This window comes from Bacillus sp. SA1-12 (assembly GCF_000981385.1).
Taxonomy (GTDB): domain Bacteria; phylum Bacillota; class Bacilli; order Bacillales; family Bacillaceae; genus Metabacillus.
The window spans coordinates 116,629-136,227 of record NZ_LATZ01000134.1 but is presented as its reverse complement, the minus strand read 5'-3'; the positions used below and the strand labels follow the sequence as shown (position 1 = coordinate 136,227).

The window sequence follows — 19,599 nt, the reverse complement described above, 5'->3', positions numbered from 1 at the left end:
CTGCTATTTTTTTCATACTAGTTATGATATATTTGTACTTAAAAGCGTTAGTGCGTTGAAGGGAGAGAGAACTATATGAGGTATTTAACAGCTGGAGAATCTCACGGACCTCAATTAACTGCTATTGTTGAAGGTGTTCCGTCTGGTTTAAATTTAACGGCAGAAGATATAAATAAGGATTTGGCAAGAAGACAAAAGGGTTATGGACGCGGTCGAAGAATGCAAATAGAAAAGGATCAAGTTCAATTATTAGGCGGAGTAAGACATGGAAAGGCATTGGGATCTCCAATTGCTATGGTAGTAGAAAACAGGGATTGGAAGCATTGGACAAAAATAATGGGTGCAGAGCCGATTACTCCTGAAGAGGAACAAGAGGTTAAACGTCAAATTACCCGCCCGCGACCTGGTCATGCAGATTTAGTCGGTGCAATGAAATATGGCCATCGTGATATGAGAAACGTACTTGAACGTTCTTCAGCACGCGAAACAACAGTTCGAGTTGCTGTTGGCTCATTAGCAAAACAGCTTTTATCTGAGTTAGATATCAAAGTTGTTGGACATGTACTGGAAATTGGCGGTGTAAGAGCAAAGAATACTGAATACCGTGATATTGACGATCTTTTAGCTGTTACAGAGGAATCTCCGGTAAGATGCTATGATCGCGAAGCAGAAACAAGAATGATGGAAGCTATTGATCAAGCAAAAGCTAATGGTGACTCAATCGGAGGTATCGTTGAGGTGGTTGTCGAAGGTCTGCCTGCAGGAATCGGCAGTTATGTACATTATGACCGTAAGCTTGATAGTAAGATTGCCGGTGCAATTGTCAGCATAAATGCCTTTAAAGGTGTAGAATTTGGCATTGGCTTTGAAGCTGCCCGGAAATTTGGCAGCCAGGTACATGATGAGATTATTTGGTCAGAGGAAGCAGGATACACACGTAAAACAAATCGTTTAGGCGGCTTTGAGGGCGGTATGACAACGGGTATGCCAGTTGTTGTAAGGGGTGTAATGAAACCAATCCCAACATTGTATAAGCCATTACAAAGTGTAGACATTGATTCAAAGGAACCATTCACAGCAAGTATTGAACGTTCTGATAGCTGTGCAGTTCCTGCAGCAAGTGTTGTTGCAGAAGCAGTTGTAGCGTGGGAAATTGCCAATGCTATTGTAGAACAGTTTGGTGTTGACCGGATGGAGCTAATAAAAGAAAACATTCAAAAAATGCGTGAACATACGAGGGAATTCTAATGGAATCCATTTTGATTAACACTACTGATGAGACATATCCTGTTTATGTTGGTAATGGAGCAATAAATGAACTGCCTAATCTTTTAAGACGTCTCGCTCCGTCTAAAGTTTTGATAATTACCGACACAAATGTGGATGCTCGATATGAAACTGTTCTCGAAGACCTTATCGGCAGTGAATGGGCGACTTATAAGTACGTAATCAAGAGCGGGGAAGCTGCAAAATCTTTTGAGATGTTTTATGAGCTTCATTCTTATGCTTTAAAACAGGAACTCGATCGAAAATCTGTGATCATTGCCTTTGGTGGAGGAGTGGTCGGCGATTTAACTGGTTTTGTTGCTGCTACTTATATGAGGGGTGTCCCATTTATACAAGTACCAACTACGCTTTTAGCTCATGATAGTGCAGTTGGCGGTAAAGTAGCGATCAATCATCCTGAAGGGAAAAATATGATCGGTGCTTTTTATCAGCCAAAAGCGGTTGTTTACGATAGCAGCTTCTTACAAAGCCTTCCAGAAAGCGAAATGAGATCCGGGTTTGCTGAGGTAATTAAACATTCCCTCATTCGAAGTGAACCGCTCTTTCATTTTTTGTTCGCTGAAGTAAGGCGTTTAGATGATATTACAACCGATAAGCTGCAAAAGATGATTCTAGAAGGCATTCAAATAAAAGCAGATGTTGTTTCGAAAGATGAAAAGGAATTAGGACTCCGTGCGATATTAAACTTTGGGCACACACTGGGCCATGCAGTAGAAGCTGAGGCAGGATACGGCAAGCTTTCACATGGGGATTGTGTTGCAATCGGAATGCTATTTGCTACATGGTTAAGTAATAAAATATTGGCTGCTTCTCTTCCGTACGAAGAATTAACATCATGGTTTAAAGAAATTGGTTTTCCAACAGAAGTTCCCGATTCACAATCTACGGAGCAATTGATAAACAAAATGAAAAAAGATAAAAAGACAAAATCAAATCAGTTGACAATGATTTTGCTAGAAAAGATCGGAGTAACAACTTCCGCGACTTTTTCTGGGGAAGAACTGTATTCCTTGCTAAATGAGTGGAGAGAGGAAAAAAGGGGTGACAAGGGTTGATTAGGGGAATTCGCGGAGCAACAACTGTAAACGAAAACGAAGAAGCAGTTATTTTAAAAGCTACAGAAGAGTTAATTCACGAAATGATTCAAAAAAATAATATCGAACCAGAAAATGTTGCGCAGGTTATTATGACAGTAACTGAAGATCTTACAGCGACATTTCCTGCAAAAGCACTTAGATCACTTGAGGGCTGGAAATACGTACCTGTCATGTGTATGCTGGAAATTCCTGTTCCAAACAGTTTACCAAAGTGTATCAGAATCATGATGACAGTGGAAACAAGTGAAAAGCAAAAGAATATAAATCACGTGTATTTAGCTGAAGCTGTAAAGTTAAGACCGGATTTGTCGTTTACTAAATAAAATTTTCCTTATAAGTCATTGATGAGTGGGAAAATTCTGAACAATCACACATTGAACTTGACATTTATTAGTGTACTATAATAACATGATAAAGAAGATTGTTTAGTAGAAGAGTTGAGAGATTAGTATAGGGTAGCAGAGAATGAGTTAGTTTAGCTGAGGTTTTATTTTTAACGGCACAAGTCTACCCAAAAACCGAGCAGGTTTTTGGGTTTTTCTTCTTTCTAATCGTTTTGTCCCATTTAAATAGGATGAAACTAAAAATCAATAAATTGGTTTATAGATGGAAAGAAGTGATACGGTGCTAATCATCTTCAATTTTATAACCTCCCTAAATGCTCATTCTCCAAATTAATTGGAGGAGTGAGTAACCTTGAATATTTCTTCTTACACCGCTTTCTGTGAAGATAGCAAGCATTATCGAACAATCCCCATTGTAAAGCAATATATTGTTGATACATTTACACCCATTCAATTGTTCCAGTTATTTAAGGAGGAAGCTGTTTACTTATTAGAGAGTAAGGATGCTGAATCAAGCTGGTCACGCTATTCATTTATTGGCATAAACCCGTTTTTATTTGTTGAAGAAAACCATGGAGAATTTTCAATTTTAAATGAACAGAGAAAAACGATATCGAAATCAAAATCTCTAACAAAAATATTTGAAAATCTACAAAATCATTTGGCTATTAAATTACCAGAATTAGATATTCCGTTTGTCGGTGGTGCTGTAGGCTACATTGGTTACGATACTGTATCGATATTAGAAAAGGTTGAAAAGCATGAAATAGATGACCTGAAACAGCAAAATTGTATGTTTTTTGTATGTGAAACTGTGATCGCCTTTGATCATCATGAGAAAAAGCTTTATTTCATCCATTATGAACGCGTAAATGGAGACGAAGATGAAGTACATCTTCAGGCAGCCTACCAGCTTGCTGAGGCAAAAATGAACAAGTACATTAGCAAGCTTAAACAGAAAGAACAGCCTGAGCATTTGCCATTAACTGTTGCAGATCAATTTGAGGTGAATTTTGACGAAATTAAATCAAATTATGAGAAGAGCAAGTTTTTAGAAGATGTAGAAAAGGTAAAAGAATACATCCGTGCAGGTGACATTTTTCAAGGTGTTTTATCACAGCGATTTGAGATTCCTATATCAACAGACGGCTTTTCTCTTTACCGAATTTTACGAATTGTCAATCCATCTCCTTATTTGTTTTATATTCGCTTTAACGATACTGAGCTAGTAGGAAGCTCGCCTGAACGTTTAATCTATATACAAAATAAACATCTTGAAATTCATCCGATAGCAGGGACACGGAGACGGGGGAAAACATTTGAAGAAGATCAATTTTTTGAAGAAGAATTAAAAAATGATGAAAAAGAAAAAGCGGAACATTATATGTTAGTTGACCTTGCCCGTAATGATCTTGGAAGAGTCGCAGAATACGGTTCGGTAACGACGCCAACATTAATGGAAGTAGGACGCTTTTCCCATGTCATGCACCTAATTTCTAAGGTTACTGCAACATTAAGAGATGATGTTCACCCAATAGATGCATTGCTATCCTCTTTCCCGGCTGGAACAGTTTCAGGTGCTCCAAAGATTAGGGCAATGCAGATTATTCAGGAATTGGAACCTGCTGCAAGAGGCAGTTATGCTGGCTGTGTTGCCTACGTTGGTTTTGATGGGAACGTTGATTCTTGTATAACCATACGAACAATAACAGTAAAAAATAACATTGCGTATGTGCAAGCCGGAGCCGGAATTGTTGTAGACAGTGTTCCTGAGCTTGAATGGAAGGAAACCTGTAATAAAGCAAGCGCTATGTTAAAAGCAATTCAATTAGCTGAAAAGGTATTTAATGAGGAGGTCATGCATGATGAGAGAGCTGCTAGCAAAATGTATTGAAGGAAAAACATTGTCCGAAGCACAGGCAGAAGAAGTTATGAATTCAATCATGGCAGGTGATGCTACACCAAGTCAAATTGCCAGCCTAGTTTCCATTTTGAGACTTCGAGGAGAGACTGTTGATGAAATCGTCGGGTTTACAAAATCGATGAAAAATCATATGACATCCATCTACTATGACAATGATGTTATCGATACATGCGGTACTGGTGGCGACGGAGCCTCAACATTTAATATTTCAACTGCTGCAGCAATCGTTGTATCTGCTTTAAAGGTAAAAGTAGCGAAACACGGAAACCGTGCATTTTCCTCTAAGAGCGGCAGTGCAGATGTACTTGAAACATTGGGGATTAATATCCAAACTTCGAATGAAGAAGCAATTAAAAGTCTAAATGATCAGAACATGAGCTTCTTATTTGCACCAATGTTTCACTCTTCGATGAAACACGCTGTGAATCCGAGAAAGGAAATCGGTTTTAGAACGGTTTTTAACTTGTTAGGGCCTTTAGCAAATCCGGCTAACGCAAAAAGACAGGTAATTGGCGTATTTTCTACTGAATATGCTGAGAAAATGGCTGAGGCGTTAAAACGATTAGGTTCTGAACATGTCTTGCTTGTAACTGGACGTGACGGACTTGACGAAATTTCGATTTCAGGCGAAACAGATGTTGTGGAATTAAAGAACGGTGAAATCACTCGATATGTTTTACATCCAAATGACGTTGGATTATTTGTAGGAGATATAGAAGAATTAAAGGTTAATAATGCTCAGGAAAGTGCAAAGCTGATCGAAGCGATATTTAGAGGCAACGGCCCAAAAAGTGCAGAGAACATTGTGGCCGTCAATGCAGCTGCAGCATTATATGTTGCAAATTATGTTCCATCCATAGCTGATGGTGTCATATTTGCAAAAGAAGCCATTCGTAACGGCAAGGCACTTCAACAATTAAAAATATTGCGCCATCAAAGGGAGGAACATTATGCTTGATAAAATAATTGAAACTAAGAAAGAAGAAATTAAAAATCTTATTTTACCAGTTGAAGAGAATCTGCCGCATCGATCATTTTATCAAGCGCTAAAAAATCCTTATCGAGAATTAGGCCTTATAGCTGAAGTAAAGAAGGCGTCTCCTTCTAAGGGGTTAATAAAAGAGAATTTTCACCCGGTTGAGATTGCATTGGCTTATGAAAAAGGTGGGGCAGACTGTTTATCCGTGTTAACAGATGCTCCCTACTTCCAAGGAGCACGTGAATATTTAACAGCGGTAAAAAAAGCAGTAAACCTGCCAATATTAAGAAAAGACTTTATCATTGATCCTATTCAGGTGGATGAAGCTAAGCGGATTGGTGCTGATGCGGTTTTATTAATTGGTGAAGCGCTTGAACCGACATTATTAAAAGAGCTTTATCAATATGCGGAAGAATTACGATTAGATGTACTTGTAGAGGTTCACGATAGTCAAACGCTTGAGCTGGTATTAAGTGTAATAACTCCGAAAATTTTAGGTGTCAACAATCGGAACTTAAAAACGTTTGAAACAAATATTGGCCAGCTGGAAAATATGGTATCAATCATACCTAAAGATACATTGCTTGTCAGTGAAAGCGGCATTTATACTAAAGAAGATATTGAGCTTGTTAAGCAATATGGAGCAAAAGCATTGTTAGTTGGAGAATCGCTTATGAGAAAAGACGATCAGACATTAGCGATAAAAGAATTATTTGGAGAAGAAATCAATGTCTAAACCGTTATTAAAATTTTGCGGAGTTCGCTCTTTTGAGGATTATAAACTTGTTTCCAAATCAAATGCCGATTATATTGGATTTATTTTTGCTGAGAGCAAACGAAGAGTAGATCCTAGATCAGTAAAGGAATGGATAAGCAACGTCGACTTTTCGGGAAAAAAATTAGTTGCTGTATTTGTAAATCCTTCAGAAGTAGAAATCAATCAAGTTCTTAAAGAAGTTCCGATTGATGTTATTCAATTTCATGGAAATGAGTCAGTTGAAGAGATTAAGAAAATAAGAGATACATTTAAAGGTGCTGTTTGGAAGGCACTGCATCATCATTCAAATACGTTGGAAGAGATGGAGGATTATCAGGATATTGTTGATGGGTTTATCATTGATTCCAGGTTAAAAGGTCAGTGGGGGGGGACTGGTGTAAGCTTTGACTGGTCTGCAGTCCCGAAATATATAATGTTCTCGAGGAATAATAATAAGCTTTGCTTTATTGCCGGCGGAGTAAACGAGAATAACATAGAAAAGCTATTAACCTATAATCCACAAGCGATAGATCTTTCTAGCGGCATTGAGGTTGATGAACAAAAAAGCAAAGATAAAATCCAGGAAGTTGAAGAAAGGGTGTTAAAGTATGTTAATTTATCCAGATAAAAATGGCAGATACGGTGATTTTGGCGGACGATTTGTACCTGAAACGTTAATGAGCCCATTGGCTGAAATCGAGCAAGCCCATATTGATGCAATGAACGATCCAGCTTTTATGGAGGAATATCATCATTTATTGATGGAATATTCTGGAAGGCCGACAACCGTTACGTATGCAAGCAATATGACAGAAAAACTTGGCGGCGCAAAAATCTACCTCAAAAGAGAAGATCTAAACCATACTGGTGCCCATAAAATCAATAATGCAATTGGTCAAGCACTGCTTGCAAAAAGAATGGGAAAAACAAAGGTTATTGCTGAAACAGGTGCAGGACAGCATGGAGTTGCAACTGCAACTGTTGCAGCAAAGTTCGGTATGGAATGTAAAGTGTTTATGGGTGAAGAAGATGTGAAACGTCAAGAATTAAATGTATTCCGTATGCAGCTGCTGGGAGCAGAAGTTATTCCTGTAACAAGCGGTAATAAGACATTAAAGGATGCTACAAATGAGGCGATGCGCTATTGGGTTCAACATTGTGAAGACCATTTTTATATTATTGGTTCAGTCGTTGGGCCGCATCCATATCCTTACATTGTACGAGAGTTTCAGCGTGTTATTGGAGACGAAGCGAAACAGCAATTTCTTAATTTAGAAGGTGAGCTTCCTTCCAAAGTAGTGGCATGTGTTGGAGGCGGCAGTAATGCAATTGGGATGTTTGCTGCTTTTTTAAATGAAAATGTTGAACTTGTTGCAGCTGAAGCTGCCGGCATGGGAGTTGAAACAGACATGCATGCCGCAACAATTACGAAGGGCACAAAAGGTGTTCTGCACGGTTCATTAACATATTTATTACAAGACGAATATGGACAAGTTATAGAACCTTATTCAATTTCAGCAGGATTAGATTATCCTGGAATCGGACCTGAACATGCTCATCTTGCAAGCACGGGAAGAGTGAAATATGAAAGTGTTACAGACAAAGAAGCATTACAGGCTCTTGAATTGCTGGCAAGGGAAGAAGGAATCCTTGCAGCAATTGAATCGGCACACGCCCTTTCATCTGCTTTTAAACATGCTAAACAAATGTCTCGTGATGAAAGTATTCTGATTTGTTTATCAGGCAGAGGAGATAAAGATGTTCATACTTTAATGAATCATTTTAAGGAGGAGAAAAAGCATGAAAACACTCTTCAAGCAGCCACTGCAAAATAAATTATTTATTCCGTTTATTACTGCAGGTGATCCTTATAGTGAAGCGACAATAGATCTAGCCGTTGCATTGCAAGAGGCAGGAGCGGCAGCAATTGAATTAGGGATACCTTACTCTGATCCTGTTGCTGATGGACCGGTTATTCAAAAGGCCTCATCTAGGGCATTAAAGAAGGGTATGAATATCGTAAAAGCTATCAAGCTTGTTCCTGAAATGAGGAAAAAGGGAGTAAATATTCCAATTATTCTATTTACGTATTATAATCCTGTGTTACAATTAGAACAGGAATCCTTTTTCGCTTTACTGCGAGAAAATACTATTGATGGTTTACTTGTTCCTGACATACCTTTTGAAGAAAGTGAAGAACTTCGCCAAAAGTGTAAAGACCATTCTATTTCATTTATATCACTTGTTGCTCCAACCTCATCAAGCAGAATAAAAATGATAACGGAGAATGCTGAAGGCTTTATTTACTGTGTATCTTCTTTAGGTGTTACAGGGGTTAGAAAGAACTTTGATCACGCAATTACATCATTCTTAGATGAAGTAAAACAATACAGCCAAGTACCTGTTGTTGTTGGTTTTGGAGTTTCCTCAAGAGAACAGGTAGAAGAACTGGCAACTATTTGTGATGGTGTTGTCGTAGGAAGTGCATTAGTGAGAGAGATTGAACGATTGCAGCCGGAATTAGAAGACGACACCACTCGAAGTAAAGCAATTGAAGCATTTAGAGAATACGCTAAAATCTTTGCATCATAAACGAAGGAAAAAGAGATTCAAAAGGCTTTTTTTATGATTTTATTGCATTATGTAAAGTTTCTCATTAAGATAAGAATCAGCACGATCAGAGAGAGTTAATCCCTCTGACCTGAGTTTCACTTAAAGTAGGAGAGGTGTTAGGCTTTGCAAGTAAAAGAGCAGTTATTAAGTTTAAAACCATATCAACCAGGAAAACCGATTGAGGAAGTTAAAAAGGAATTTAATTTAACAAAGGTAGTAAAATTAGCATCAAATGAAAATCCATACGGATGCTCACAGAAGGCAAAGCAAGCGATACTCGATGAACTTGATCAGTTAGCGATTTATCCTGATGGATACAGCGCTCTTCTGCGTACAAAGGTGGCTAATCATTTAGGCGTAAATGAGGATGAATTAATTTTTGGGAATGGGTCAGACGAAGTTGTTCAAATTATTTGTCGAGCTCTATTAAGTCCTGAAACAAATACGGTTATGGCAACACCAACATTTCCTCAATATAAGCATAATGCCGTGATAGAGGGAACTGAGATTCGCGAAGTTCCACTTGTTGATGGAGATCATGACCTTGATGCAATGCTTAATCAAATTGACGAAAACACTACAGTGGTATGGGTATGTACACCAAATAACCCAACTGGTACATATGTTAAAAAACAAGCTTTGCTGGAATTTTTAGATAAGGTTCCTAAACATGTGCTGGTTGTCGTTGATGAGGCTTACTATGAATATGTAGCTGCTGAAGATTATCCTGAAACTGTGCCGTTGTTAAAAGATTATTCAAATGTAATGATCTTGCGCACATTTTCAAAAGCGTATGGATTAGCTGCATTACGTGTCGGTTATGGAATTGGAAATGCTGATTTAATTCGAAAAATAGAACCGGCAAGAGAACCATTTAATACAAGCCGTGTTGCACAGGCTGCTGCAATTGCTGCTCTCGATGACCTTGAATTCATTACTGAATGTAAAGAAAAAAATAAAAAAGGTCTCCAACAGTTCTACCAGTTTTGTGAAGAACAGGGCTTAAATTATTATCCATCGGAAGGGAATTTTATCCTAATTGATTTTAAGCGTGATTCAGATGAAGTGTTCGGTGCATTGCTTAAAAAAGGGTATATTGTTCGTTCTGGTAACGCATTAGGTTTTCCGACCCATTTACGTATAACAGTGGGATCTGAAGAACAAAATGCAGAAATCATTGAGATTTTAAAGGAATTTGTACTTAATTAATGTAATGATTTTCTAAATCAGGGGCTGTCTCAATACAATGGGGCAGACCCCCAAAACTTTTAACCCGTACTTATTTTATGAATAGCCTCTTAGAATGATAGGCAAAAAAGGTGATTTTAATGGTGAAAAATATTTATTTAATAGGACTTGGTTTAATAGGCGGTTCTATCGCATTAGCTATTAAACGGAAAAACCCTGCTATTCATATAATTGGATTTGATATAAATCAAGATCAAGCTTCACTTGCCAAAAAAATCGGGGCAATTGACGAAATTTCTGCTGCACTTATTCCAGATTTAACGGATGTTGATATTATTTTTATTTCTACACCTGTTGAGCAGACAATCAAAATCATTGAGCAGCTGCATTTCGCTGAATTGAAACAGGGTGTCATAATTACCGATGTTGGCAGTACAAAAGCTCAGATCGTAGAATGTGCAAACAAGTATCTAAACGGAAGAATTAAATTTATCGGCGGCCATCCGATGGCTGGCTCACATAAGTCGGGAATTTTAGCCGCAAAACCCCATTTGTTTGAAAATGCTTTTTACATTTTAACCCCGTCTGAATATGTAACTCCGCAGGACCTCGCTCGTTTAACAGATGTTCTTGAGGGGACAAAAGCAAATTTCATAGAAATGACTCCTGATGAACATGATAAGGTAACGGGGATAATAAGCCATTTTCCGCATATTGTTGCCGCAAGCTTGGTATGCCAAGCAGAATACCATGAAGAACAATTTCCACTAGTAAAAAGATTAGCTGCTGGCGGATTCCGCGATATAACGAGAATAGCTTCCAGCAACCCAGCAATGTGGCGGGATATCTTATTACAAAACAAAGGGCCTTTATTAGAACTTTTTGATGAGTGGATTGCTGAGATGAACCGTGTAAAAGGCCTTGTTGCAAATGAAGAAGCAGATCAACTATACACATATTTCGAACATGCTAAACAATATCGCGACGGTTTGCCGGAAAAACAAAAAGGTGCGATCCCATCGTTTTATGATTTATTTGTTGATGTACCTGACTATCCAGGTATCATATCTGAAATTACTGGATATTTAGCTAAGGAAGAGATTAGTTTAACCAATATACGGATTATTGAAACTCGAGAAGAAATATATGGCGTATTAAGGTTAAGCTTCCAAACAGAACGAGATCGAGAACGAGCAATAGACTGCATTAACAAATATTCAAATTATGATACTTTTATCATTTAACTTTGGTCTTGACCGATTCAATTCATCGCAATCTTAATGGGCAGTAAGACACCTATTTCAGAATGAAGAGAAGATAAGAAGATCAGTATGTGTAAAACTGCCCGTAAAGATCCGATAAGTTTCGCTAACCATCAGTTGGATGAAGTGAACCCCACTGATGGAAGTCTCACTTTATATGTAATTAATAGAGGTGGAGTAAATGACAGATGTAATGAAATTATCTAAGGTTACTAGTTTAGCAGGTACGATTGAAATACCAGGAGATAAATCTATCTCACACCGCGCTGTTATGTTTGGTGCTATGGCAAATGGAAAAACCGAAATTACAAATTTCTTAATGGGAGCAGATTGTCTGAGCACAGTTTCATGCTTTCGAAAAATGGGTGTATCAATTGACATTCAGGAAGGTCTTGTAACGGTAGAAGGGAAAGGCATAGATGGGTTAAAAGAACCTTCTGAGATTTTAGACGTAGGGAATTCAGGTACTACTACCCGATTAATGATGGGGATTTTGGCCGGGGTAAATTTCCACTCATGCATTATTGGCGATGAGTCGATAGCCAGAAGACCTATGTCACGAGTGACAAAACCATTAAGAATGATGGGGGCAAAAATTGATGGGAGAGAAGATGGCCAGTTTACGCCATTAGCTATCCGCGGAGCGAGTTTAAAAGGTATTCACTACGAATCACCTGTTGCAAGTGCTCAGGTTAAGTCAGCGATCCTCTTAGCAGGCTTACGGACAAATCAAGAAGAAACAACGGTAACAGAGCCTCACAAATCGCGAGACCACACTGAGCGTATGCTCAGAGCATTTAGTGTAGAGCTGGAAGAAGATGAAAAATCAGCAACAGTAAAAGGGGGTCAAAGTCTAAAAGCGACAAATATCTTTGTACCTGGTGATATTTCATCTGCAGCTTTTTTCCTTGTTGCAGGGGCAATCGTACCAAATAGTGAAATTCTTTTAAAAAATGTTGGGATTAATCCTACAAGAACAGGAATACTTGATGTATTAAAAATGATGGGTGCAACCATTGAGATTATTCCCCATCAAGATCAGTCGTTTGAACCAATTGCAGATATTTTGATTAAAACGTCAACTTTAAAGGGAGCAACCATTGGCGGTGATTTAATTCCAAAATTAATTGATGAAATCCCGGTAATTGCGTTATTAGCATCACAAGCTGAAGGTGAAACCATCATTAAGGATGCAAGTGAGTTAAAGGTTAAAGAAACAAATAGGATTGATACTGTAGTTGGTGAATTATCGAAAATCGGAGCAGCGATTAAAGCAACGGATGATGGAATGGTGATTAGCGGCAAAACCAAATTAACAGGTAATGCAGCTGTTTCTAGTCATGGTGACCATCGAATTGGTATGATGCTTGCCATTGCTTCATGTATTACTGAAGAACCGATTGAATTACATGATGCTCATGCTATTGATGTATCATATCCATCGTTTTTTGAGCATCTTTCCTTGTTAAGAAAATAATATTTCGTTAGTCATTTACAATATACAGTTAACTAGAAAGAGAATAGCCTTTATTTATTTTAAAATCTTTATGATTAAACAAATAAATAAGGCTGTCTCTTTCTTCTTGCCTTTTTAGCACTTCTCTTACCTCTTAAAAAATTCTCCGTAATTGTAATAAAAAAGCTCATTTTTTCATAGCTTGTCTTAAGAGGATGAAAGGTGGGGTGTTTGATGAGATATATAATAGATAACGCAACAATAGTTAAGGCTAATGGATTAGAAAAAACCTCCTTATTAATTAATAAAAACAAAATTGAATTTATGCGGAAGAAAATGGATAATATTCGATTTATGCGAATGGATATGAGTACTTATTTATTAACCCCAGGATATGTCATGCTTGACTTTTCTCTTCATTCATTACTTCATTTTCAACAATTCAAACAGTATATGATTCATCAATACATGAAAAAAGGCTGTACATCACTATTGACAATTGAGGATATTCAGTTTGAGCACGAATTAGGATCAAATCTAAAACAAAAAAGACAACTTATGATAAATTCTCCAATTGATTATTATATTGGCATTAAAATTCCATTTAATTTACTCTCTCCTTCAATTATTAGAAAATGCAAGCAACAGCAAATAGCAGTGGTATTTGTTGAAATTGATGAAACCGACGAGCTATCCACAAAATCATGGGGATGGATTAGAGATGCAATGTTTTCAAACCCAATTACACTCATTCCGTTCCTAAAGAAAAACAAAGAATTCGTTCATAAAAAGTCAAAGCAACTTTTTGATTGGGAACGAATCATGAAAGAACATCGGCTTTCTTCCATAATTACTCCTTTAGAAGAAGGAGTGCCCATCTCTAAGGATGTGTTGATGAGGTTAGGCATATATCCAGAAAAAGGTGATATTCGCGTTGGTGGGCAAGTAAACTATAATTTGTACAATCTTAGTGAAATAAGGTATCATACCGATGGTAAACCAGCTATTAATGCCTTAGAGCTACATCCGGCTATAACTGCACATCAAGGGAGATTAATCAATGTAAACGGAGAAACTTCATTTATTCCAGGAATAGGTGTAGAATGTTTTATTCCGATTTCAGGACGTTTCATACCACTATCAGTCTCCTTTTGATGTATGATAAAGATATAAATTATAAAATAAAGATTAAAAAGAAAGCGTCCATGCATTTACCATTGTTTAAAAGAAAGGAAGAACTATGTTTAATCAAGTACTAAACGAAGCAATAAATCTTGTAAATAAAGGTGAAACTGAAGAAGGATTAAATTTATTGGCAAATATTTTGCCTACATTGCATGATGAAGAAAAGCTCCAGCTTGCCGATCAATATTTCCAATGGGGAATAATTGATAAAGCGCATGAAATTATTGAAGAACTTCACTTTCTTTATCCTGAAGAAACTCAAATTACCTTGTTTTTAGCAGAGCTCTATTTAGATATGGAAAAGGAAGAGCAAACGATTGACTTATTAAATCAAATACCGTTTGAAGATGAAGCATATCCTCAGGCATTATTACTATTGGCAGATTTATACCAGATGCAAGGCTTAGCAGAAGTAAGCGAGCAAAAATTGCAGGAAGCAAAACAGCTATTACCTGATGAACCGGTCATTGATTTTGCATTAGGCGAGTTCTATTTTCATCAAGGCCAATATAAACATGCCATCCCATATTATGAAGGAATCATAAAAGAGCAAGAATCCATTTCAGGCATTTTTATTGATCAACGATTAGCAGAGTGTTTAAGTGCAATTGGGGAATTTGAAGAAGCATTAGACTATTATAAACAAGCAGCAGATAAACATGAGGATCTTACTACACTGTTTGGTTATGCATTTACCGCATACCAAGGCGGATTTTATAAAACAGCGATTCAACAATTTCTGAAGCTAAAAGAAGCAGATCCCCATTATTCGTCCCTCTATTTATATTTAGCAAAGGCTTATGAACATGAAGGGCTATTGCAGGAGAGTCTTAGTACCGTTCAAGAGGGCATTAAGGTAGATGAATTTAACAAGGAATTATATATGTATGGAGGGAAAGTCGCCATTAAATCGGGGAATATGAGTGATGCTACACAATTGCTTAGGGAAACACTTGCAATTGATCCGGGTCATATAGAGGCTGCACTAACATTGACTAATGTCTTTCTTCAGGAAGAGGAATATGATGATGTAATTGATGTCATTTCTGAATGTAAAAAATATGGAGAAGAAGATCCGCAATTTGAATGGAATTTAGCTCGGGCATATCATCAAAAAGAAGAATATACACAGGCATTAAACCATTATCAACTTGCATATAATTCTTTCAAGGATCAACGAGATTTTCTATACGAATATGGGTATTTTTTGATCGAGGAAGGCCGCAGAAAGGAAGCAAAGGAAGTTTTTGGACGAATTTTAAGGCAGGATCCTTCTAATGTCGAAATTGGTGAGATTTTGCTACAATTAGAAGATGAGTTTTAAGAGAGATAAGAAGGATTTTATTTTTATTTTGTGGAATTATCAAAGTAAGAATAAACTGTACTGCAGAGGAGGGAATTCTATGGTGGCCCCTGTATCTGTCCACGAAAAGAAAGATTTTATCAGGTGGTTTTTAAACCATTATCAACTAAAAAGAAGAGAATGTGTATGGATTTTAAATTATTTAATGAGTCATGATACCCTTATGGAAAAAGTTCACTTTGTAGAACAAGCACAATACTGTCCGCGAGGAATAATCATGTCAACGCATTGTGTTGAAGAAGTTCCTTTTCGTTTTTATAAAGAAAATGTGATGACAACAGATGCGGAAAAATCATTCCATGATATACGTTTAAATAAAGATGAAGAGCTTTTTATTCAGCTTAATTTTAGATCTGCTTATCAATCACCGCAATATGCAGCAGTTTTAGAATCAAATCCGTTTATGCCAGAACATCTTCACGGGAATGAGAAGGATCGGGAAGTTGCTGAAAAAGTGCTTGAACACTCATTGCAAACATTTCAAAAGGAAAAGCTTTTACAATTGATTGATGAAGCTCTCGACCGTCAGGACAAAGTTGAATTCCAAAGACTAACTAATCAATTATTAGAACTAAAAAAATAACGCTTATTTTTTGCAAGAGGCTGATGAATATTCATCAGCCTCTTGCATTTTACCTTTAACAATTAGTAGGACAAGCTTTATAATAGATCTATTGTTAAATAATGATAGGGAGTGGAATAAATGAAGTGGGTTTTAAGCGATGTGGATTTGTACAATCAGTCAAAAGAATATGTAGATACTGCAATTATCCCTCTAATACCTGTTGCCTTGGAATCAGAATTTAAAGGCACTGTTTCAAAAGGTGAGTTTATTACGTATGTTTGCAATGAACTTGAGAGACAATTAAAAGGAAGAGTTTTCTTATTTCCTTCTTTTTCATATCTAAAAAATTCAACGAATGTGATTGAAAATGTAATAGAATGGAAAACTAAAATAAAGCAGGAATTTAAACATGTTTTTTTCCTTACTAGTGATGAGGCTTTAAAAAACAGCAGTATCGAACAGATGAAAGAGCATCTTATTTGGTTGCCGGTAGTTCCGTTTGAACATATGGATGAAAAACTGATGAGAAAGCTTTTACAAAATCAAGTCGAACAAATTTTGAACATTTTATTACAATCTTGGAATAAATAATAAAAACCTTTTCATTTCCAAGATTAGAACTCAGGATTTTATTGACCTCATGGAAAGATTGATATATCATGAGTATGTCCTAGTTTTATATGTCATTTCCGTATGTCCTAAACGGACTGAGCTTAAGATAGAGGGGGGAAAATGATGAGCGAGAAAAAACATCGAGTTTCTAGACGTCAATTCTTAAACTATACGCTTACTGGTGTAGGCGGTTTCATGGCTGCAGGTATGCTTATGCCTATGGTTCGCTTCGCACTTGACCCTGTGCTCCGACCAGCAGATGAGACAGATTTAGTACAAGTTGTAAAGGTTGACGAAATAACGGATGAACCTCAACGCTTCGACTTTAAAATCAAACAAAAAGACGCTTGGTATGAATCTGAAGAAACGAGATCAGCTTGGGTATTTAAAGAAGGTGAAAAAATTACGGCTTTATCACCTATCTGTAAACATTTAGGCTGCACAGTCGGCTGGAATAACGATCCGGCTAACAAAAACCAATTTTTCTGCCCGTGTCATTATGGGCGATATGAAAAAGATGGGACAAACGTTCCAGGAACACCACCAATTGCTCCGCTTGATGTTTATGAAAGCGCAGTTAAGGACGGCTATTTATTCTTAGGTAAAGCGAAACCACGAGGGGAGGCGTAATGATTGCTTAACAAAATTTATGATTGGGTTGACGAACGTCTAGATATTACGCCGATGTGGCGCGATATTGCTGACCATGAAGTTCCTGAACACGTAAACCCAGCACACCATTTTTCTGCCTTTGTTTATTGCTTTGGCGGATTGACATTCTTTGTAACTGTTATTCAAGTTCTATCTGGTATGTTTTTAACAATGTATTATGTGCCAGACATTAAGAATGCTTGGGAATCAGTATTCTATTTACAAAATGAGGTTGCTTTTGGTCAAATAGTACGTGGCATGCACCACTGGGGAGCTAGTCTTGTTATTGTTATGATGTTCCTACATACTTTGCGCGTGTTTTTCCAAGGTGCTTATAAAAAACCGAGAGAGCTAAACTGGATCGTAGGCGTACTAATTTTCTTTATTATGCTTGGTCTTGGTTTAACAGGTTATTTATTGCCTTGGGATATGAAAGCGTTGTTTGCGACAAAGGTTACGCTGCAAATCGCTGAATCCGTGCCTTTAATTGGACCAACTGTTAAAACATTATTATCGGGCCATCCAGAAATCGTAGGTGCTCAAACGCTTACACGTTTCTTTGCTATCCATGTATTCTTCTTGCCTGCTGCACTTTTCGGATTAATGGCTGCTCACTTTATTATGATTCGCAAACAAGGTATTTCTGGTCCGCTATAAAAAATAGTTTCATAAAAAATTTTACTAACGATCCAAACATTTGATATCGGATACCACCTTAGTAAGGAGGGGAAATCATGCATCGCGGAAAAGGTATGAAATTTGTAGGTGATTCTCGTATTCCTGCAGAGAAGAAACCTAATATTCCGAAGGACTACTCGGAATATCCAGGGAAAACAGAAGCATTCTGGCCAAACTTTCTATTAAAGGAATGGCTTGTAGGTGCTGTTTTCTTAATTGGATTTTTATGTTTAACAGTAGCTCACCCATCGCCGCTTGAGCGTGTGGCTGACCCTACTGATGCTGGTTATATTCCATTACCAGACTGGTACTTCTTATTCTTATACCAATTGTTGAAATATTCTTATGCATCTGGTCCATATACGGTTATTGGAGCAATTGTAATTCCTGGACTAGCTTTTGGTTCTTTAATGCTTGCTCCATTCCTAGATCGCGGACCGCACCGCCGTCCCGCAAAACGCCCAATTGCTGTTGGTATGATGCTTCTGGGAATTGCTGGTACGTTCTACTTAACTTGGGAATCTGTTGCTACACATGACTGGGAAGCTGCTGCTGAACAAGGTAAGATCAAAGCTGAGGCAGAAATTGATAAAGAATCAGATGGTTACAAACTTTACCAAGAGCAAGGATGTATTTCTTGTCATGGCGACAATCTAGAAGGAGGAGCTGCAGGTAAAGCTCTAGTTGATAATGGATTAGAACCTGCTAAAATTGCAGAAATTGCTAAAAATGGTCAAGGTGCCATGCCAGCTGGTGTCTTTAAAGGGACAGATGAAGAGTTAAAAGTATTATCAGAGTTTATCTCTAGTGTTAAGTCAAAATAAAAGCTGACATTTGTCAGCTTTTTTTATACGTATAGAAAGACCTGCTTATCCGTTGTTTAATAAGATAGGGGAACGTTTCTTTTTGCTGTGTCTCTCACAATTGGAAAACCCGGACTAGAAAGTAATTAAAATCTTTAGGACAGGTATATAAAAAATGAAAATGATTCAGTTGATTTTAGGGCAAAGACCTATTTTATTCATTATGTTTTTAATTAACTTTTTTGGAACAATATATGGCTATTATTGGTATAGGTATCAATTAGCAGAAACCCCAGCTCATTTTTATCTTTTTGTTCCAGACAGCCCTACAGCCAGCCTATTTTTTGTCATTGTTTTACTTGGATTCTTGCTAAGAAGGAATCTCCCACTTATTGAGGCACTGGCCATAGTCACGCTTTTTAAATATGGCATTTGGGCTGTTATTATGAACATTCTCGTATTGATTAGTAATGGCAGTTTACCTTGGGAAGGGTATATGCTCATAGCATCACACCTTGGAATGGCTGTGCAAGGGTTGCTTTATTCACCGTATTATCGTTTTAAAGCTTGGCATTTAATTGTCGCTGCTGTTTGGACATTACATAATGATGTCATTGATTATGTATTTGGAATGATGCCTAAGTACAGTGACTTAATGGAGTATATTACACAAATAGGTTACTTTACATTTTGGTTAAGTATCATTTCGTTACTAATTGCTTATGCCCTAGTGCTTAAAAAAGGTTCTTACAAATTAAATTTGCCTCAGTCTAGCTAATAATTGCTAGGCTTTTTTTATTTTTTTGTCTTTTTGTTCATTCTGTCAGGCTGTTGA

At 37.3% G+C, this 19,599-nt stretch carries 20 protein-coding genes; all 20 read left to right on the top strand.

Annotated elements, in window-relative coordinates:
* The first annotated feature begins 75 nt into the window (after window positions 1–75).
* The 20 genes from aroC (at window position 76) to WQ54_RS30135 (ending at window position 19,542) form a co-directional block, all read left to right on the top strand.
* On the top strand, window positions 76–1,248 hold the full coding sequence (aroC, locus tag WQ54_RS30230) for a chorismate synthase (RefSeq protein ID WP_046590402.1): 1,173 nt from the start codon (window positions 76–78) through the stop codon (window positions 1,246–1,248).
* Window positions 1,248–2,342 (top strand): 3-dehydroquinate synthase, encoded by a 1,095-nt coding sequence (gene aroB, locus WQ54_RS30225; protein ID WP_046590396.1) that lies wholly within the window; start codon window positions 1,248–1,250, stop codon window positions 2,340–2,342. The genes aroC and aroB overlap by 1 nt, the downstream gene beginning before the upstream one ends.
* Window positions 2,339–2,707 carry a chorismate mutase gene (aroH, locus tag WQ54_RS30220; RefSeq protein WP_046590394.1) on the top strand — a complete coding sequence of 123 codons (369 nt, stop codon included), beginning with the start codon at window positions 2,339–2,341 and terminating at the stop codon, window positions 2,705–2,707. Before aroB ends, aroH begins: the two co-directional genes overlap by 4 nt.
* A gap of 373 nt (window positions 2,708–3,080) precedes the next feature.
* Window positions 3,081–4,622, top strand: a complete 1,542-nt coding sequence (trpE, locus tag WQ54_RS30215) for an anthranilate synthase component I (protein WP_046590392.1) — start codon at window positions 3,081–3,083, stop codon at window positions 4,620–4,622.
* The gene (trpD, locus tag WQ54_RS30210; protein ID WP_046590390.1) at window positions 4,591–5,610 is read left to right on the top strand and encodes an anthranilate phosphoribosyltransferase; all 1,020 of its coding nucleotides are present in this window, start codon (window positions 4,591–4,593) and stop codon (window positions 5,608–5,610) included. The genes trpE and trpD overlap by 32 nt, the downstream gene beginning before the upstream one ends.
* On the top strand, window positions 5,603–6,367 hold the full coding sequence (gene trpC / locus WQ54_RS30205) for an indole-3-glycerol phosphate synthase TrpC (protein WP_046590388.1): 765 nt from the start codon (window positions 5,603–5,605) through the stop codon (window positions 6,365–6,367). Before trpD ends, trpC begins: the two co-directional genes overlap by 8 nt.
* On the top strand, window positions 6,360–7,016 hold the full coding sequence (locus WQ54_RS30200) for a phosphoribosylanthranilate isomerase (RefSeq protein ID WP_046590386.1): 657 nt from the start codon (window positions 6,360–6,362) through the stop codon (window positions 7,014–7,016). The genes trpC and WQ54_RS30200 overlap by 8 nt, the downstream gene beginning before the upstream one ends.
* On the top strand, window positions 6,997–8,223 hold the full coding sequence (gene trpB, locus WQ54_RS30195; RefSeq protein ID WP_046590385.1) for a tryptophan synthase subunit beta: 1,227 nt from the start codon (window positions 6,997–6,999) through the stop codon (window positions 8,221–8,223). The genes WQ54_RS30200 and trpB overlap by 20 nt, the downstream gene beginning before the upstream one ends.
* Window positions 8,189–8,980 carry a tryptophan synthase subunit alpha gene (gene trpA / locus WQ54_RS30190; RefSeq protein WP_046590384.1) on the top strand — a complete coding sequence of 264 codons (792 nt, stop codon included), beginning with the start codon at window positions 8,189–8,191 and terminating at the stop codon, window positions 8,978–8,980. Before trpB ends, trpA begins: the two co-directional genes overlap by 35 nt.
* Before the next feature lie 144 nt (window positions 8,981–9,124).
* Window positions 9,125–10,210, top strand: a complete 1,086-nt coding sequence (hisC, locus tag WQ54_RS30185) for a histidinol-phosphate transaminase (RefSeq protein WP_046590383.1) — start codon at window positions 9,125–9,127, stop codon at window positions 10,208–10,210.
* A gap of 119 nt (window positions 10,211–10,329) precedes the next feature.
* Complete coding sequence (locus WQ54_RS30180) at window positions 10,330–11,433, top strand: prephenate dehydrogenase (RefSeq protein WP_046590382.1); 1,104 nt, start codon at window positions 10,330–10,332, stop codon at window positions 11,431–11,433.
* Between the two features lie 211 nt (window positions 11,434–11,644).
* Complete coding sequence (aroA, locus tag WQ54_RS30175; protein WP_046590518.1) at window positions 11,645–12,928, top strand: 3-phosphoshikimate 1-carboxyvinyltransferase; 1,284 nt, start codon at window positions 11,645–11,647, stop codon at window positions 12,926–12,928.
* 213 nt (window positions 12,929–13,141) lie between these two features.
* Entirely contained in the window at window positions 13,142–14,062 is a 921-nt protein-coding gene (locus WQ54_RS30170) for a hypothetical protein (RefSeq protein WP_052738047.1), read from the top strand.
* 85 nt (window positions 14,063–14,147) lie between these two features.
* Window positions 14,148–15,416 (top strand): lipopolysaccharide assembly protein LapB, encoded by a 1,269-nt coding sequence (locus WQ54_RS30165; protein WP_046590380.1) that lies wholly within the window; start codon window positions 14,148–14,150, stop codon window positions 15,414–15,416.
* A gap of 79 nt (window positions 15,417–15,495) precedes the next feature.
* Window positions 15,496–16,038 carry a ReoY family proteolytic degradation factor gene (locus tag WQ54_RS30160; protein WP_046590378.1) on the top strand — a complete coding sequence of 181 codons (543 nt, stop codon included), beginning with the start codon at window positions 15,496–15,498 and terminating at the stop codon, window positions 16,036–16,038.
* A 120-nt stretch (window positions 16,039–16,158) separates the two neighbouring features.
* Window positions 16,159–16,611: a YpiF family protein gene (locus WQ54_RS30155; RefSeq protein WP_046590376.1), complete on the top strand. Its 453-nt coding sequence runs from the start codon at window positions 16,159–16,161 to the stop codon at window positions 16,609–16,611.
* A 144-nt stretch (window positions 16,612–16,755) separates the two neighbouring features.
* Window positions 16,756–17,262, top strand: coding sequence for a ubiquinol-cytochrome c reductase iron-sulfur subunit (locus WQ54_RS30150; protein ID WP_046590374.1), 507 nt, complete (start codon window positions 16,756–16,758; stop codon window positions 17,260–17,262).
* A gap of 3 nt (window positions 17,263–17,265) precedes the next feature.
* The gene (gene qcrB / locus WQ54_RS30145; RefSeq protein ID WP_046590372.1) at window positions 17,266–17,940 is read left to right on the top strand and encodes a menaquinol-cytochrome c reductase cytochrome b subunit; all 675 of its coding nucleotides are present in this window, start codon (window positions 17,266–17,268) and stop codon (window positions 17,938–17,940) included.
* Window positions 17,941–18,017: 77 nt separating this feature from the next.
* The gene (locus WQ54_RS30140; RefSeq protein ID WP_046590370.1) at window positions 18,018–18,785 is read left to right on the top strand and encodes a menaquinol-cytochrome c reductase cytochrome b/c subunit; all 768 of its coding nucleotides are present in this window, start codon (window positions 18,018–18,020) and stop codon (window positions 18,783–18,785) included.
* Between the two features lie 154 nt (window positions 18,786–18,939).
* Window positions 18,940–19,542 (top strand): DUF1405 domain-containing protein, encoded by a 603-nt coding sequence (locus tag WQ54_RS30135; RefSeq protein WP_046590368.1) that lies wholly within the window; start codon window positions 18,940–18,942, stop codon window positions 19,540–19,542.
* Window positions 19,543–19,599 lie beyond the last annotated feature (57 nt).

Excerpts from the sequence above, each read along its gene's own strand:
- WQ54_RS30180 (WP_046590382.1), top strand. The coding sequence starts at position 10,330 with ATGGTGAAAAATATTTATTTAATAGGACTTGGTTTAATAGGCGGTTCT.
- WQ54_RS30135 (WP_046590368.1), top strand. The coding sequence starts at position 18,940 with ATGAAAATGATTCAGTTGATTTTAGGGCAAAGACCTATTTTATTCATT.
- WQ54_RS30155 (WP_046590376.1), top strand. The coding sequence starts at position 16,159 with ATGAAGTGGGTTTTAAGCGATGTGGATTTGTACAATCAGTCAAAAGAA.
- WQ54_RS30170 (WP_052738047.1), top strand. The coding sequence starts at position 13,142 with ATGAGATATATAATAGATAACGCAACAATAGTTAAGGCTAATGGATTA.
- aroC (WP_046590402.1), top strand. The coding sequence starts at position 76 with ATGAGGTATTTAACAGCTGGAGAATCTCACGGACCTCAATTAACTGCT.
- trpD (WP_046590390.1), top strand. The coding sequence starts at position 4,591 with ATGATGAGAGAGCTGCTAGCAAAATGTATTGAAGGAAAAACATTGTCC.
- WQ54_RS30200 (WP_046590386.1), top strand. The coding sequence starts at position 6,360 with ATGTCTAAACCGTTATTAAAATTTTGCGGAGTTCGCTCTTTTGAGGAT.
- aroB (WP_046590396.1), top strand. The coding sequence starts at position 1,248 with ATGGAATCCATTTTGATTAACACTACTGATGAGACATATCCTGTTTAT.
- trpA (WP_046590384.1), top strand. The coding sequence starts at position 8,189 with ATGAAAACACTCTTCAAGCAGCCACTGCAAAATAAATTATTTATTCCG.
- aroA (WP_046590518.1), top strand. The coding sequence starts at position 11,645 with ATGAAATTATCTAAGGTTACTAGTTTAGCAGGTACGATTGAAATACCA.
- WQ54_RS30160 (WP_046590378.1), top strand. The coding sequence starts at position 15,496 with ATGGTGGCCCCTGTATCTGTCCACGAAAAGAAAGATTTTATCAGGTGG.
- trpC (WP_046590388.1), top strand. The coding sequence starts at position 5,603 with ATGCTTGATAAAATAATTGAAACTAAGAAAGAAGAAATTAAAAATCTT.
- trpB (WP_046590385.1), top strand. The coding sequence starts at position 6,997 with ATGTTAATTTATCCAGATAAAAATGGCAGATACGGTGATTTTGGCGGA.
- WQ54_RS30150 (WP_046590374.1), top strand. The coding sequence starts at position 16,756 with ATGAGCGAGAAAAAACATCGAGTTTCTAGACGTCAATTCTTAAACTAT.
- WQ54_RS30140 (WP_046590370.1), top strand. The coding sequence starts at position 18,018 with ATGCATCGCGGAAAAGGTATGAAATTTGTAGGTGATTCTCGTATTCCT.
- WQ54_RS30165 (WP_046590380.1), top strand. The coding sequence starts at position 14,148 with ATGTTTAATCAAGTACTAAACGAAGCAATAAATCTTGTAAATAAAGGT.